This window comes from Streptomyces abikoensis (assembly GCF_014648775.1).
In the GTDB taxonomy this organism is placed as follows: Bacteria; Actinomycetota; Actinomycetes; order Streptomycetales; family Streptomycetaceae; genus Streptomyces; species Streptomyces abikoensis.
Map to the genome: position 1 here is coordinate 186,428 of NZ_BMRT01000009.1, position 14,853 is coordinate 201,280.

Genomic DNA, 14,853 nt, shown 5'->3' on the forward strand with positions numbered 1-14,853 from the left:
GTTTCGTGTGACGCATGCGGAGAGTGGTGGTACTGTGCGCGCTTCCCTGGTCCAGTTCGATGTCGATCCGTTCGAACCGGTCGCCTCGCGCCGCGAGCGCGCCGCCGGGCTCGTCCGGTCGCTGGCCGACAGCGATCTCGTGGTGCTTCCGGAGCTCTGGCCCGTCGGCGCCTTCGCCTTCGAGTCCTTCTCCACCGAGGCCGAGCCCCTCGACGGCCCCACGGCCGAGGTCATGGCGGCGGCCGCCCGGGACGCGGGCGTCTGGCTGCACGCGGGCTCGATCGTCGAACGGGCCGCCGACGGAGCCCTGTTCAACACCTCGCTCGTCTTCTCGCCCGACGGCGCGCTCGTCCGCACGTACCGGAAGATCCACCGCTTCGGCTTCGACAAGGGCGAGGCGGTCCTGATGAGCGCGGGCACGGACCCCGTCACCGTGCCCCACCCGAAGGCCACGCTGGGCCTGGCGACCTGCTACGACCTGCGCTTCCCCGAGCTGTTCCGGGCCCTGGTCGACGCGGGCTCGCGGCTCTTCGTCGTCACGGCGGGCTGGCCGGAGCGCCGCCGCGAGCACTGGACCCTGCTCGCCCGCGCGCGGGCCGTGGAGAACCAGTCCTACGTCCTCGCCTGCGGCACGGCGGGCACCCACGCGGGCGTCGAGCAGGCCGGCCACAGCATCGTCGTCGGCCCGTGGGGCGAGGTCCTGGCGGAGGCGGGCGCGGACGAGGAGGTGCTGACCGTCGATCTGGACCCGGCTCGGGTCGACATGGTCCGCGAGGAATTCCCGGCGCTGAAGGACCGCGTGCTCGGGCGATAGCCCAGGATTCGCCGTTTCATCGGATATTCATATTTCGCCGGGTGATCTGTGGAAGACCGCCGGGCCCGATGTTGTTGGATGGACGCATGGCTGCTTCTCATGCTCGTGTCCGCGCCCCTGAACTGACCGGAAAAGGCGGCTGGCTGAACACCGGCGGCACCGCCCTGACCCTCGCCGACCTGCGGGGTCGCATCGTGATACTGGATTTCTGGACGTTCTGCTGTGTGAACTGCCTGCACGTCCTGGACGAGCTCCGCGAGCTCGAGGAGAAACACCGCGACACCGTGGTGATCATCGGCGTCCACTCGCCGAAGTTCGTCCACGAGGCCGACCACCAGGCCGTCGTCGACGCCGTCGAGCGCTACGGGGTCCACCACCCCGTCCTCGACGACCCCGAGCTCGCCACCTGGAAGCAGTACGCGGTCCGGGCCTGGCCCACGCTCGTCGTCATCGACCCCGAGGGCTACGTCGTCGCCCAGCACGCCGGCGAGGGCCACGCCCACGCCCTCGCCAAGCTGGTCGAGGAGCTGGAGGCGGCCCACGACGCCAAGGGCACCCTGCGGCGCGGCGACGGCCCCTACGTCGCCCCCGAGCCGGTCGCCGGCGATCTGCGCTTCCCCGGCAAGGCGCTGCCGCTGCCCGACGGCGGCTTCCTCGTCTCCGACTCCACCCGGCACCAGCTCGTCGAGTTCGCCGCCGACGGCGAGACCGTCGTCCGCCGCGTCGGCACGGGCGAGCGCGGCCTCGTCGACGGCCCGGCCGCCACCGCCGCCTTCAGCGAGCCCCAGGGCCTCGCCCTGCTGCCCGACGGCACGGTGATCGTCGCCGACACCGTCAACCACGCGCTGCGCGCCTACGACCCCGCCACCGGCGCCGTGACGACCGTCGCCGGCACCGGGAAGCAGTGGTGGCAGGGCTCGCCGACGGACGGCCCGGCCCGCGAGGTCGACCTCTCCTCCCCCTGGGACGTCGCCTGGTTCGACGGCCGCGTCTGGATCGCCATGGCGGGCGTCCACCAGCTGTGGACGTACGACCCGCAGGCCGGCACCGTCCGCGTCGCCGCCGGGACGACCAACGAGGGCCTGGTGGACGGCCCCGCCGCCGAGGCGTGGTTCGCCCAGCCGTCCGGGCTCGCGGTCTCCGCCGACGGCGAGCGGCTCTGGCTCGCCGACTCGGAGACGTCCGCGCTGCGCTGGATCGACCGCGAGGGCACGGTGCGCACCGCCGTGGGCGCCGGCCTCTTCGACTTCGGCCACCGCGACGGCGACGCCGCCCAGGCCCTCCTCCAGCACCCCCTCGGCGTCACCGCCCTGCCCGACGGCTCGGTGGCCGTCTCCGACACCTACAACCACGCGCTGCGCCGCTACGACCCGGCGACGGGCGAGGTGTCGACGCTGGCGACGGATCTGCGGGAGCCCTCGGACGCCGTCCTGGTCGGTGAGGACATCGTCGTGGTCGAGTCCGCCCGGCACCGGCTGACGCGGCTGCGGCTGCCGGAGGAGGCCGTGCGGGTGGAGTCCGTCGCCCACCGCACCCGGCGCGAGGCCACGGAGATCGCCCCGGGCGCGCTCCGGCTGGACGTGGTCTTCCAGGCGCCCGCCGGGCAGAAGCTCGACACCCGCTACGGGCCGTCGACGCGGCTGCTGGTCAGCTCCACCCCGCCGGAGCTCCTCGCGGAGGGCGCCGGGAAGGGCACGGACCTCAGCCGTGAGCTGCGGCTCGCGGACGGGGTGACAGAAGGTGTCCTCCACGTCTCGGCCATGGCGGCGTCCTGCGACGACGACCCCGAGAACGAGTACCCGGCGTGCCACGTCCACCAGCAGGACTGGGGCGTCCCCGTGCGGGTGGTCCCCGGCGGCGCGGACCGGCTGCCGCTGGTCCTGGCGGGGCTGGACGGGTAGGGGGAGCCCGGGGCCCCGGCGGTCAGCCGGGTGCCCCGGGATCACCACTTCAGGGCGGCGTCCTCCGCGTCGAGCCAGTACGTCGTGCGTGCCGAGTCGTCCACGTGCAGCGAGCCGCCCGGCGCGGGCGCCGAGGACGGGTCGCCGGCGAGGGGGTCGCCGACCGGGGTCTGGAAGGTGACCGACAGCTGCTTGGCGTCCCGGCCGGTGCCGCCCGAGCCGTCCGCGGCGGAGGCCAGCACCCCCGCGTAGGCCGACTTGCCCGGGGCGATCGTGACCTTGCCCTTCGGCTTGCTCTCCTCGACCGCGATCGCCGTGGCCTGGTCCTGGTCGAAGCGCAGGAACGGGAAGCCATAGGCGGTGCAGGGAGACTTGGAGGTGTTCGTCGCCACCAGCAGGACGTGGTTGACGGGCGACTTCACGGCCCTGGTCTCGATCTTCACGGTGCCGGGGCCGCAGGCGTCGCCCTTCTCCTGCTCCTGGCCGTTCTCGTCGTCGGAGGTGGTCTCCCCGCCCGCCTCGTCCCCGCCGGTGGCCGCGTCGGCCGCGATCTGCCCGTCCTTGGCCGCCTTGGTCTCCTCGCCGTCCGAGCCGCCACAGGCGGTGAGCGTGAGGGCGGCCGTGGCGGTGAGCGCGGAGACGGTGACGGCGAACCGCAGGGTGCGGGTGGTCATGGTGCTTCCCCCGGGGGGTGGGACGGACGTATGACGTGTGAAGGCTGTATATCAGCCCCGGGTAGCGACCAACGAGAACGATCAGTCAGGAACGATCAGTCGGCGATCATCCCTCAAGGAAAGCGGTCAGCGCGGCGGCGAGAAGATGGGGGTCCTCGGCGCCGCAGAGCTCGCGCGCGGAGTGCATCGAGAGAATCGCCACACCGATGTCGACCGTGGCGATGCCGTGCCGCGCCGCCGTGATCGGGCCGATGGTGGTGCCGCACGGCACGGCGTTGTTGGAGACGAAGTGCTGCCACGGCACCCCGGCCCGCTCGCAGGCGCCGGCGAAGACGGCCCGTCCGGCGCCGTCGGTGGCGTAGCGCTGGTTGACGTTGACCTTGAGGATGGGGCCGCCGTTGGGCATCGGGTGGTGGCCCGGCTCGTGGCGCTCGGCGTAGTTGGGGTGGACGGCGTGGCCGGTGTCGGAGGAGAGGCAGATCGTGCCGGCGAAGGCGCGGGCCCGGTCCTCGAACGTGCCGCCGCGGGAGAGGACGGAGCGCTCCAGGACGTTGCCGAGCAGCGGGCCCTCGGCGCCGGTGTCGGACTGGCTGCCGTTCTCCTCGTGGTCGAAGGCGGCCAGCACGGGGATGTACGGCAGGCTCGCGGAGGAGGAGGCGGCGATGAGGGCGGCGATACCGGCGTGCACGGAGAGCAGGTTGTCCATGCGCGGGCCGGCCAGCAGCTCGCGGTCGCGGCCGAGGTAGGCGGGTGCCTCGACGCTGTGCAGCATCAGGTCCCAGCCGCGGATCTCATCGGCCGCGACGCCGGTCTCCTCGGCGACGAAGCGGATCAGATCGCCCTGGCCCACCTCGCCGAGGCCCCAGATGGGCGTCATGTGGCGCTGCTTGTCGAGCTTCAGGCCGTCCTGGTTGACCCCTCGGTCGAGGTGGATGGCGAGCTGCGGGACGCGCATGAGCGGGCGGTCGACGTTGACGAGCCGGTGGCTGCCGTCGCTCAGGGTGATCCGGCCGGAGAGGCCGAGGTCGCGGTCGAGCCAGGTGTTGAGCAGCGTGCCGCCGTAGAGCTCGACGGCGACCTGCCGCCAGCCGTGCGAGGACGTGTCGGGCAGGGGCTTGATCCGCAGGTTGGGGGAGTCGGTGTGCGCGCCGACGACGCGGAACGGGGTGGCCGGGGTGGCCCCGTCGGGCACGTACCAGGCGATGACGGCGCCGCCCCGGCGCACGTACATCCCGCCGGTGCGGCCGTCCCAGGCGTCGGTCTCCATGACCTCGCGGAAACCGGCCTTCTCCAGCCGCTCCGCGGTGTTGGCCACCACGTGGTACGGCGAGGGGCTGGCCGCGAGGAAGGACATCAGGTCGTCGGTGTGGCCGCGGTCGAAGCGGTGCGCAGAGCTCATGGCCTCAGAATAAGGATCAGGGCAAGAGCCGGACGGGGCTTTGCGCGTCCGGCTCCTGCCCTTGGGTGCTTACGGGAACGGCTTCCTCGGAAGGCGGCCTCTCCCTTAGAAGGCGGCCTCGTCCAGCTCCATCAGGGACTGGTCGACGGACTCGGCGAGCGCGCGCTCGACGGCGAGGGCCGGCAGGACCGTGTGGGCGAAGAACTTCGCCGCCGCGATCTTGCCCGTGTAGAAGGCCTTGTCCTTGGCGGAGGCGGTCGGCAGCTTCTCGGCCGCCACGGCCGCGCCCTTGAGGAGCAGGTAGGCGACGACGACGTCACCGGAGGCCATCAGCAGGCGGGTGGTGTTCAGGCCCACCTTGTAGATGGACTTGACGTCCTTCTCGGTGGCGGCGAGGTCGGTCAGCATGGCGCCGACGATGCCCTCCAGGTCCACCGCGGCCGTCGCGAGCTTCTCGCGGGCCTCGGCGAGCTCCTCGCCGCCGGCGGCCTCGGCGAGGAACTTCTTGATCTCCTCGGAGAGGATGGTGAGCGCCTGGCCCTGGTCGCGGACGATCTTCCGGAAGAAGAAGTCCTGGCCCTGGATGGCGGTGGTGCCCTCGTAGAGGGTGTCGATCTTGGCGTCCCGGATGTACTGCTCGATCGGGTACTCCTGGAGGTACCCGGAGCCGCCGAAGGTCTGGAGCGACTGGTGGGACAGCAGCTCGTAGGACTTCTCGGAGCCGTAGCCCTTGACGATGGGCAGCAGCAGGTCGTTGAGGCCGTGGAGGGCCTTGGCGTCCTCGCCCGCGGCCTCCTTGACGGCGATCTCGTCCTGGACGGTCGCGGTGTAGAGGACGAGGGCGCGCATGCCCTCCGCGTACGCCTTCTGCGTCATCAGCGAGCGGCGGACGTCGGGGTGGTGGGTGATGGTGACCTTGGGCGCGGTCTTGTCCATGAAGTTCGCCAGGTCCGGGCCCTGCACGCGCTCCTTGGCGTACTCCAGCGCGTTGAGGTAGCCGGTGGAGAGGGTGGCGATGGCCTTCGTGCCGACCATCATCCGGGCGAACTCGATGATCATGAACATCTGGCGGATGCCGTCGTGCTTGTCACCGATGAGCCAGCCCTTGGCGGGGTGCTTGTCGCCGAAGGTCATCTCGCAGGTGTTGGAGGCCTTGAGGCCCATCTTGTGCTCGACGTTGGTGGCGTAGACGCCGTTGCGCGCGCCCAGCTCGCCGGTCTCGAAGTCGAACTCGTACTTCGGCACGAGGAAGAGGGAGAGGCCCTTGGTGCCGGGGCCGGCGCCCTCGGGGCGGGCCAGGACGTAGTGGAGGATGTTCTCCGCCATGTCGTGCTCACCCGAGGTGATGAAGCGCTTGACGCCCTCGATGTGCCAGGAGCCGTCCTCCTGCTGGACGGCCTTGGTGCGGCCGGCGCCCACGTCCGAGCCCGCGTCGGGCTCGGTGAGGACCATGGTGGAGCCCCACTGCTTCTCCACCGCGATCTTCGCGATGTGCTTCTGCTGCTCGGTGCCCTCGTCGAAGAGGATGCCCGCGAACGCGGGGCCCGAGGAGTACATCCAGATGGCGGGGTTGGAGCCGAGGATCGCCTCCGCGTACGCCCAGATCAGGGAGCGCGGCGCGGTGGTGCCGCCGATCTCCTCCGGGATGCCCAGACGCCACCACTCGGCGTCCATGAACGCCTTGTAGCTCTTCTTGAACGAGGCCGGGATCGGGGCCGTGTTGGTCTCCGGGTCGAAGACCGGCGGGTTGCGGTCGGTGTCCGCGAAGGACTCGGCCAGCTCGTTCTCCGAGAGGCGGGTGATCTCCGAGAGGACGCTCTTCGCGGTCTCGACGTCCATCTCCGCGAACGGGCCGGAGCCGTACGCCTTGTCGCGGCCGAGGACCTCGAAGAGGTTGAACTCGATGTCGCGAAGATTCGACTTGTAGTGGCCCATGACAGACGGCTCCGTAGGTGACGGGAGGGCGATCCTCTGTGCGTACCGGTCAGTAAGCAGCATGATGCTACCCACCGGTAATAAGAAGCAAGACCTGATCGGCCAACTGTGACCCGTACGACCCTCTAGGCTTTGGAGTCATGTACGGCTACGACCAGAACGCGGCACAGCAGGGCTACGCGCCCCCGCAGCAGCCCGGCGGCTACGGCGAGCAGCCGCTGTACCCCGAGCCGTCGCCCCCGTCGCTCGCCGACGCGGTCCGGGCCTTCACCACGGGTCAGATGTCCGCCGAGGACTTCCAGACGGTCTTCTCGAACTCCAAGGTCTACTGCCCGCGCGGGGAGAACCCCGGTTTCCTCGCGCTCCACAACACCCAGCAGCCGGTGATCCCGATGTTCACCTCGCTGAAGGAGCTGCGGCGGTACGCGGGCAAGGAGTCCAAGTACTTCGTCATCACCGGCGCGGAGGTCCTGGACCTGCTGCCGACCGGCTACGGCTTCGTCCTCGACATGGAGGGCGACCACCGCATGGTCTTCGACGCGAAGTCGGTGGAGCAGATGGTGGACTTCGCGATGCGGCGGATGTATGGCTAGACGCCATTGCTTCGCAGACGGCTGAGTTCTACGCACGGTTCCGCACAGGGTTCTACGCACGCGTCGCGCGCTCGTACAGCCGCTTGACGGCGGGTCCGAAGTACGACGCGTAGGACGTCTCCTCGTCGCCGCCCTCGTCCTTGCCGCCGAGGACGCCGACGAGCGTTCCCAGGCCCGTCCCCCGGTCCACGTCCGTCAGGAACGGGCTGCCGCTCGTGCCGTTGGGCAGCCCCTCGCAGTCGAAGCGGAGCTGGGTGTCGCCCTCGCCTGCCGTGGTGTTGCGGCAGGCCACGGGCCGCTCCTCGTCGTTCGGGTAGCCCAGCACCTGGGTGGGCCGCTCGCGCGGCGGGTCGAAGCGCACCCGCTCCGCCCCCGTCACCCGCTCGACGGGCGGGCCGCCCTTCGCGGGACGGACGCGCAGGAACGCCACGTCGTGGTCGGGGTCCCGGTCGGCCGCCCACTCCGGGTCGATGTCGATGGAGGTCGGCACCCACACACCGTAGGGAGCCGTCTCGTCCTGGTAGCCCGGGACGAAGGCGAGGTCGGTGCGGAAGCCGTCCATGTACACGCAGTGCGCGGCGGTGACGACGAGATCGCCCGCCGGGCTGTGCACCACGCTCGCGGTGCAGCCGTGCGCCGGGACGCCCTCGGCGGTGTAGAACAGCGGCCCCACGGCGGGGGAGGGCGCCGCCTCCGCCGCCGAGGGCGGCTGCGCGGCGGACGCCGGCGCGGCGTCGGCGGGGCCGGCCTGCGGCGGGGCGTTCAGCGGCGCGGGGGCGGCCTGCCCGGGGATCCGCAGGACGCCCTTCAGCGCCTCCGCCGCCGCGTCGGCCGCCGCCTTCTGCTGTCTGTAGTGCCCGGTCGCGTCACCGGCGGCCAGGGGCGCGTCCGCGGCCGGGCCGCGGCTCGCCACGAGGATGCCCAGGGCGGCGAGGGCCAGCACTGTGACGGAGACGAGAGCGACGTGAGTCGGGCGCATTGATCAAGTGTCCCTCTTCCGGGAACGGATCCACCGGGCACGGACCCTCCGGGAATGTACGGGCCTTGAATGTGGTTCACCATTCAACTAAATTGGAACCGCACCCCAGCCGAGGAGGCCGCCGCCGCGCCCGCCGCGGATGCCACCCGGCGCCCGGTGCTGTACGTCGGCACCGCCCCCGGCGGCCACGTACATCATCGACGGGATCTTCGACCACCAGGACTCCCACGGCGGTGGCGGCACCATCACCAACGGCGACACCCAGTGGATGACCGCCGGCTCGGGCCTGCTGCACATCGAGGCGCCGCCGGAGCACCTGGTGGTGTCGGGCGGTCTCTTCCACGGCCTGCAGCTGTGGGTGAACCTCCCGGCCAAGGACAAGATGATGGCCCCGCGCTACCAGGACATCCGCGGCGGCTCCGTACAGCTGCTCACCTCCCCCGACGGCGGCGCGCTGCTGCGGGTCATCGCCGGTGAGCTGGACGGCCACCGGGGCCCCGGCGTCACCCACTCGCCGATCACGATGGTGCACGCGACGCTGGCGCCGGGCGCCGAGGTCACGCTGCCGTGGCGGGAGGACTTCAACGGCCTGGCGTACGTCCTCTCCGGGCGTGGCTCGGTCGGCGCGGAACGGCGCCCGGTCCACACGGGGCAGACGGCCGTGTTCGGCGCGGGCTCCTCGCTGACCGTCCGCGCGGACGAGAAGCAGGACTCCCACACCCCGGACCTGGACGTCGTCCTGCTCGGCGGCCGGCCCATCCGGGAGCCGATGGAGCACTACGGCCCGTTCGTGATGAACACCCGCGCCGAGCTCGCCCAGGCCTTCGAGGACTTCCGGGCCGGCCGGCTCGGGACCGTCCCGGCGGCCTGAGCCCGGGGGCCCTGCGGCCCGGAGCCGAGTGGTGCCGTGCCCCCGCCGGGGGCACGGTGGAAGGGACGGGCATCCCCCGCGGACTCCTCCAGGAACGGAGGTCCCAGGCATGACCATCAGCCCCTACGGAGTGGTGACGGGCCGTGTGACCGGCAAGCGCCGGGAGCCCGGCACCAGTGACAAGCCGCACTTCCAGCTGTTCATGGAGGACAACGCCGGCACCCGCTACCAGGTGCCGGTGAACGTCCTGTCCGACACGGCCCCCTCCCAGCTGCTGTTCCTGGCGGACGACGACTTCCGCCATCCGGTGACGGACCTTCTGCCGCCGGCGGGCAGCGGCTGGCACCCGCTGCCCTCGCACGCGGGTACGGGCGCTCTCGACTACGTCCGGGGCAATCTGTTCGACCCCACCCGGATGCGGGTGCTGCCGCCGGACGTCCAGGGAGTGGACAACGACCTGGAGGACTTCCTGGAGCACTACACGGACCGCGCCATCGCCGACCCCACGGTGGCCGTCTACGCCTTCGGCCAGGGCTTCGGGCGGGTCTCCCTGCTGCGCAGGCTCGTCCGCTTCATGGCCCGCGGGCACAACCACCAGGGCCCCGGCGTCCACGACATCCACATGAACCAGGGCAACGGCGTCAAGCACCGCCCCGACGACGGCGTCTGGCAGGACGGCGGACTGCTCTTCCACTTCTCCGCCGAGCACCGCTGGGTGGCGATCTTCCTTGCCTTCCAGTCGCAGGCCTGGCACACCGACGACCAGACGGGCCACAGCATCGGCCCGCCGTCCCCGCCCGGGGAGCACGAGGCGGCGGTGCGCATCGTGGCGGCCCGGGTCGGTGCGTCCGCAGGGCCGGACGGCCAGTCGGTCACGCTGCTCAATGCCTCCGCGGACACCGTGGACCTGGGCGGCTGGCGGCTGGCCGACGAGCGCGGCCACGTCCGGCCGCTCCCCTCGCGCCGCCTCGCCGCCGGCGGCACGGTCACCGTCGAGGGCGGCGACGGATTGCGGCTCAGCCGGACGGGCGGGGCGCTCAGCCTGCTCGATCCGGTGGGTCTGAAGGTGCACGGCGTGGCCTACACCGACGAGCAGGTGCGGCAGGAGGGCTGGACGACCACCTTCGCGTGACGCCGGCTACGTCACGCCCTCGAACTGCGCCTCCACCCCGGAGGCGGACTCGTACAGCTCGAACCAGATGTTCTTGCCCTCGCCCCGGGGGTCGACGCCCCAGGCCCCCGCCAGCAGCTCCATCAGCACCAGGCCGCGGCCCGAGGAGGCCATCTCCCCGGGGTGCCGGCGGTGGGGCAGCTCGTCGCTCGCGTCCGCGACGTCGACGCGGACGCAGCGGGTGCCGCGCTCGCCCGATATCTCGGCGATGAGCAGCGCGTCGCCGTCCGTGTGGACGAGGACGTTCGTCACCATCTCGGAGACCATCAGCACCGCCGAGTCCGTCTGGTCCGGGTCCGGCCAGTCGTGCATGAGCTCGCGGATCTGCTGCCGGGCCTGCGCGATCCGCTCCGGCTCGGCCTGGGCGATGGCCATGACCGTGCGGCGCGGCGGATGCGGCAGCGCCCCCGGCTCCGCGCCCTCCGGCGCGCCCGCCGGGGCCGCGCGGCGGAGCAGCAGCAGGGCGATGTCGTCCTCGCGGCGGTCGATGAGCGGTCCGGTCGTGTAGTGCGAGGGCGGCCCGTGGACGGCCTGGACGAGGGCGTCGGCGAGCTTCTCCAGATCGCCGTCCGCGTCCAGGGCGTGGCCCTCGACGGTCTGCCGCAGCCGGGCCATGCCCGACTCCAGGTCGTGGCCGCCGGTCTCGACGAGCCCGTCCGTGAAGACGAGCATCGTCTCGCCGGGCTCCAGGACGATCCGGGTGGTGGGGTAGTCCGTGTCGGGGATGATCCCCAGCGGCAGCCCGCCCGCCGTGGGCCGTACCAGCAGGGTGCCGTCGCTGAGCCGGATCGCCGGGTCGGGGTGGCCGGCACGGGCGATCACCAGCAGTCCGCTGGAGGGGCAGACCTCGATGTAGAGGCAGGTGGCGAAGCGCTGCTCGTCGCCCGCGTCGCCGGAGTCGTTGATGCCGGCCAGGAAGCGGGAGGCGCGGGAGAGCACCGCGTCGGGGTGGTGGCCCTCGGAGGCGTACGCGCGCAGCGCGATCCGCAGCTGGCCCATGAGCCCGGCGGCCCGTACGTCGTGGCCCTGGACGTCGCCGATGACCAGGGCGATCTTGCCGTTGGGCAGCGGGATCATGTCGTACCAGTCGCCGCCGACCTCCAGCCCGCCACCGGTGGGCACATAGCGGGCGGCCACCGCCATGCCGGGGATGCCGGGCTGGACGGTGGGCAGCATCGAGCGCTGGAGGCCCACGCTGAGCTCGCGCTCGGACTCCGTGACGCTGGCCCGGCCCAGCGCCTGGGCGAGCATCCGGGCGACGGTGGTGAGCACCGAGCGCTCGTCGGGGGTGAAGGCGACGGGCACGCTGAAGCCCGCCATCCAGGCGCCGATGGTGCGGCCCGCGTTGATCAGCGGGAGGAAGGCCCAGGACGTGCGGCCGAAGTGGGCCACCTTGCGGTAGGCGTCGGGGAAGCGCCGCCGGTAGTCCTCGGGCGCGGGCAGGTAGACGGCGCGGCCGGTGCGGATGACCTCGGCTGCGGGGTAGGCCGCGTCCAGCGGCTGTTCGAGGAACGGTTCCGCCTCGCCCGGCGCGTAGCCGTGGTGGCCGATCACCCGCACCCGGCTTCCCTCGCCGACGAAGACCGCCAGCCCCGAGGGCTCGAACCCCGGCATCGACAGCCCGGCCGCCACCCGCAGCACCTCGGACGTCGAGTGGGCCTCGGCCAGGGCCCGGCCCGCGTCCAGCAGGAACGCCTCGCGGTTGCGGTGCCAGTCGGCGACGATGGGCATCCGGGCGGTGGAGGTGCCCTCCATGGCCTCGGCGATCTCCTCGATCGTGCCGACCATCAGCCGGTCCGTGCCGCCGTCGACCGGCTTGGCACGCAGCCGTACGGTCCGCAGCGTCTCGCCCCGCTCGTCCACCACGCGCATCCGCAGCTCGCCGAGGGTCCCCTCGGCGCCGGAGAGGGCGAGGAGGCTCCGGAACTCCAGCCAGTCGACCGCGTGGAACCGGGCGCGGATGACGCCCTCGGTCAGCGGGGCGTGCTCGGGCAGCGCCAGCAGCCGCCTGGCCTCGGCGTCGAGGGTGACGGCTCCGGCGGCGTTGTCCCAGCACCACAGACCGGTCGCCACGGTGGCCAGAACGTCCTCGGTGCGCATTGCCCCACCTTATGCAGGTATGCACAGGGGAGACCACCGACGCCGGACGGGAGCAGTACCCTTGCTTGGTGCTGTATGCACTGTGCGGCGCACCTTAGACCAACGCCCTCGACCACGACTTGGATGAACGATGCATCGGTACCGGTCCCACAACTGCGGCGAGCTCCGTGCGGCTGACGTCGACACCGACGTCCGTCTGAGTGGCTGGCTGCACAATCGGCGTGACCTGGGCGGCATCCTCTTCATCGATCTGCGCGACCACCACGGCATCACCCAGCTGGTGGCCCGCCCCGGCACGCCGGCGAACGAGGCCCTGAGCCACCTCACCAAGGAGACCGTCGTCCGCGTGGACGGCAAGGTCGCCAGCCGTGGCGCGGACAACGTCAACCCCGAGCTGCCGACCGGCGAGGTCGAGATCGAGGTCACCGCGGTCGAGGTGCTGGGCGCCGCGGAGCAGATCCCCTTCACGATCAACACCGAGGACGGGGTGAACGAGGAGCGCCGTCTGGAGTACCGCTTCCTCGACCTGCGCCGCGAGCGGATGCACAGCAACATCATGCTGCGCTCCGCCGTCATCTCCTCCATCCGCGAGAAGATGACCAACCTCGGCTTCAACGAGATGGCCACCCCGATCCTGTCCGCCACCTCCCCCGAGGGCGCGCGCGACTTCCTGGTGCCGTCCCGCCTCCACGCCGGCAAGTTCTACGCGCTGCCGCAGGCCCCCCAGCAGTTCAAGCAGCTGCTGATGATCGCGGGCTTCGACCGCTACTTCCAGATCGCGCCCTGCTTCCGCGACGAGGACGCCCGTGCCGACCGCTCGCCGGGCGAGTTCTACCAGCTCGACATGGAGATGTCCTTCGTCGAGCAGGAGGACGTCTTCCAGGTGATCGAGAAGGTCATGACCGACCTCTTCGAGGAGTTCGGCAACGGCCGCCACGTCACCTCCCCCTTCCCGCGCATCCCGTTCCGCACGGCGATGCTGAAGTACGGCTCCGACAAGCCGGACCTGCGCGCCAAGCTGGAGCTCGTCGACGTCACCGACGTCTTCGAGGGCTCGGAGTTCAAGGCGTTCGCGGGCAAGCACGTCCGCGCCCTGGCCGTGCCGGACACCGGCGACCAGCCGCGCAAGTTCTTCGACGGCCTCGGCGACTACGCGGTCGAGCAGGGCGCGAAGGGCCTGGCCTGGGTCCGCGTCGGCGAGGGCGACGTCCTCACCGGCCCGATCGCCAAGTTCCTCACCGCCGAGAACGTCAAGGCCCTCGTCGAGCGCCTCGGCCTCACCCCGGGCCACGCCGTCTTCTTCGGCGCCGGCGAGTTCGACGAGGTCTCCAAGATCATGGGCGCCGTGCGCGTCGAGGCCGCCAAGCGTGCCGGCCAGTTCGAGGAGAACGTCTTCCGGTTCTGCTGGATCGTCGACTTCCCGATGTTCGAGAAGGACGAGGAGACCGGCAAGATCGAGTTCTCCCACAACCCGTTCTCCATGCCCCAGGGCGGCCTCGAGGCCCTGGAGACGATGGACCCGCTGGACATCCTCGCCTGGCAGTACGACATCGTCTGCAACGGCACCGAGCTGTCCTCCGGCGCCATCCGTAACCACGAGCCCGAGGTCATGTACAAGGCCTTCGAGATCGCCGGTTACAGCAAGGACGAGGTCGAGAAGGAGTTCGGCGGCATGCTGCGCGCCTTCAAGTTCGGCGCCCCGCCGCACGGTGGCATCGCCCCGGGCATCGACCGCATCGTGATGCTGCTGGCCGACGAGCCGAACATCCGCGAGACCATCGCCTTCCCGCTCAACGGCAACGCCCAGGACCTCCTGATGGGCGCCCCGAGCGAGGTCGACGAGTCCCGCCTGAAGGAGCTCCACCTGTCGATCCGCAAGCCGCAGACCCAGGTGAAGTAACCCCCTTCCGCGCAGGCGAACGCCGCCGGACGGGCTCGACATCGAGCCCGCCCGGCGGCGTTTTCGTCATGACGGGGTCAGACCAGAGCGGCGGACATCGGCTCTCTCGGGCAGCAGCCCGCCGCCTGGTGGACCGCCCGCGACAGCCGCCCCGGAGTGAGCCGCTCGCCCCACAGGACGGACCGCACGCCGTACTCCGACACGGCCATCAGCTCCGTCTCGCCGAGCTCGTCGGCGATGACCACCAGGGGGGCGCGGCCGGCCCGGGCCAGTCTGCGCAGTCTCCCCGGGGCGTCGGCGTCGTGCCGCCCCATCAGCAGGATGTCGACCGCCGGCGTCTCGCTGACGACGTCGACACCGGGCAGCGACCGGAGCTGCCGGACGATCCGGTGCCGGCCGACCTCGTCGGCGGAATGAACGTTTACGGTGATGGACTTCTCGAACACATGGTGAAGCCTCCCGCGACGGGCTGAACGAACGATTGCCGAACGATCAACGTCCGCGCGACGCGCGAGG

General features: G+C 71.5%; 11 protein-coding genes and 1 pseudogene. 6 read left to right on the forward strand and 6 right to left on the reverse strand.

Features of this window, described 5'->3' with window-relative positions; all coding sequences use genetic code 11:
* The first annotated feature begins 34 nt into the window (after window positions 1-34).
* Both IE096_RS25675 and IE096_RS25680 read left to right on the forward strand, forming a co-directional pair.
* The gene (locus IE096_RS25675) at window positions 35-814 is read left to right on the forward strand and encodes a carbon-nitrogen family hydrolase (RefSeq protein ID WP_189455628.1); all 780 of its coding nucleotides are present in this window, start codon (window positions 35-37) and stop codon (window positions 812-814) included.
* Between the two features lie 86 nt (window positions 815-900).
* Complete coding sequence (locus tag IE096_RS25680; protein WP_189455629.1) at window positions 901-2,715, forward strand: NHL domain-containing thioredoxin family protein; 1,815 nt, start codon at window positions 901-903, stop codon at window positions 2,713-2,715.
* Between the two features lie 41 nt (window positions 2,716-2,756).
* Here IE096_RS25680 and IE096_RS25685 read toward each other — a convergent pair whose 3' ends face one another.
* The 3 genes from IE096_RS25685 to IE096_RS25695 all read right to left on the reverse strand — a co-directional run bounded on the left by IE096_RS25685 (window position 2,757) and on the right by IE096_RS25695 (window position 6,723).
* Complete coding sequence (locus IE096_RS25685; protein ID WP_189455631.1) at window positions 2,757-3,389, reverse strand: DUF4232 domain-containing protein; 633 nt, start codon at window positions 3,387-3,389, stop codon at window positions 2,757-2,759.
* A 106-nt stretch (window positions 3,390-3,495) separates the two neighbouring features.
* On the reverse strand, window positions 3,496-4,788 hold the full coding sequence (locus tag IE096_RS25690) for a M18 family aminopeptidase (protein ID WP_189455633.1): 1,293 nt from the start codon (window positions 4,786-4,788) through the stop codon (window positions 3,496-3,498).
* A gap of 105 nt (window positions 4,789-4,893) precedes the next feature.
* On the reverse strand, window positions 4,894-6,723 hold the full coding sequence (locus tag IE096_RS25695) for an acyl-CoA dehydrogenase (protein WP_189455634.1): 1,830 nt from the start codon (window positions 6,721-6,723) through the stop codon (window positions 4,894-4,896).
* 140 nt (window positions 6,724-6,863) lie between these two features.
* Here IE096_RS25695 and IE096_RS25700 point away from each other — a divergent pair, with 140 nt between their 5' ends.
* Window positions 6,864-7,316, forward strand: coding sequence for an SseB family protein (locus IE096_RS25700; protein WP_126914970.1), 453 nt, complete (start codon window positions 6,864-6,866; stop codon window positions 7,314-7,316).
* A gap of 52 nt (window positions 7,317-7,368) precedes the next feature.
* Here IE096_RS25700 and IE096_RS25705 read toward each other — a convergent pair whose 3' ends face one another.
* Window positions 7,369-8,295 (reverse strand): trypsin-like serine peptidase, encoded by a 927-nt coding sequence (locus IE096_RS25705; RefSeq protein ID WP_189455636.1) that lies wholly within the window; start codon window positions 8,293-8,295, stop codon window positions 7,369-7,371.
* 187 nt (window positions 8,296-8,482) lie between these two features.
* Here IE096_RS25705 and IE096_RS25710 point away from each other — a divergent pair.
* Both IE096_RS25710 and IE096_RS25715 read left to right on the forward strand, forming a co-directional pair.
* Window positions 8,483-9,166: pseudogene (locus tag IE096_RS25710) on the forward strand (pirin family protein); the annotation flags it as partial.
* Between the two features lie 109 nt (window positions 9,167-9,275).
* Window positions 9,276-10,298, forward strand: a complete 1,023-nt coding sequence (locus IE096_RS25715; RefSeq protein WP_189455637.1) for a DUF2278 family protein — start codon at window positions 9,276-9,278, stop codon at window positions 10,296-10,298.
* Window positions 10,299-10,304: 6 nt separating this feature from the next.
* Here the strand turns inward: IE096_RS25715 and IE096_RS25720 are convergent, their stop codons facing one another.
* Window positions 10,305-12,437: an ATP-binding SpoIIE family protein phosphatase gene (locus IE096_RS25720; protein WP_189455639.1), complete on the reverse strand. Its 2,133-nt coding sequence runs from the start codon at window positions 12,435-12,437 to the stop codon at window positions 10,305-10,307.
* Window positions 12,438-12,567: 130 nt separating this feature from the next.
* On the opposite strand from IE096_RS25720, the gene aspS reads away from it, so the two are divergent.
* Window positions 12,568-14,337 carry an aspartate--tRNA ligase gene (gene aspS / locus IE096_RS25725; protein ID WP_189455641.1) on the forward strand — a complete coding sequence of 590 codons (1,770 nt, stop codon included), beginning with the start codon at window positions 12,568-12,570 and terminating at the stop codon, window positions 14,335-14,337.
* Between the two features lie 77 nt (window positions 14,338-14,414).
* Here the strand turns inward: aspS and IE096_RS25730 are convergent, their stop codons facing one another.
* On the reverse strand, window positions 14,415-14,783 hold the full coding sequence (locus tag IE096_RS25730; protein ID WP_189455643.1) for a DNA-binding response regulator: 369 nt from the start codon (window positions 14,781-14,783) through the stop codon (window positions 14,415-14,417).
* Between the last annotated feature and the right edge of the window lie 70 nt (window positions 14,784-14,853).

Excerpts from the sequence above, each read along its gene's own strand:
- IE096_RS25690 (WP_189455633.1), bottom strand. The coding sequence starts at position 4,788 with ATGAGCTCTGCGCACCGCTTCGACCGCGGCCACACCGACGACCTGATG.
- IE096_RS25695 (WP_189455634.1), bottom strand. The coding sequence starts at position 6,723 with ATGGGCCACTACAAGTCGAATCTTCGCGACATCGAGTTCAACCTCTTC.
- aspS (WP_189455641.1), top strand. The coding sequence starts at position 12,568 with ATGCATCGGTACCGGTCCCACAACTGCGGCGAGCTCCGTGCGGCTGAC.
- IE096_RS25700 (WP_126914970.1), top strand. The coding sequence starts at position 6,864 with ATGTACGGCTACGACCAGAACGCGGCACAGCAGGGCTACGCGCCCCCG.
- IE096_RS25680 (WP_189455629.1), top strand. The coding sequence starts at position 901 with ATGGCTGCTTCTCATGCTCGTGTCCGCGCCCCTGAACTGACCGGAAAA.
- IE096_RS25685 (WP_189455631.1), bottom strand. The coding sequence starts at position 3,389 with ATGACCACCCGCACCCTGCGGTTCGCCGTCACCGTCTCCGCGCTCACC.
- IE096_RS25705 (WP_189455636.1), bottom strand. The coding sequence starts at position 8,295 with ATGCGCCCGACTCACGTCGCTCTCGTCTCCGTCACAGTGCTGGCCCTC.
- IE096_RS25715 (WP_189455637.1), top strand. The coding sequence starts at position 9,276 with ATGACCATCAGCCCCTACGGAGTGGTGACGGGCCGTGTGACCGGCAAG.
- IE096_RS25720 (WP_189455639.1), bottom strand. The coding sequence starts at position 12,437 with ATGCGCACCGAGGACGTTCTGGCCACCGTGGCGACCGGTCTGTGGTGC.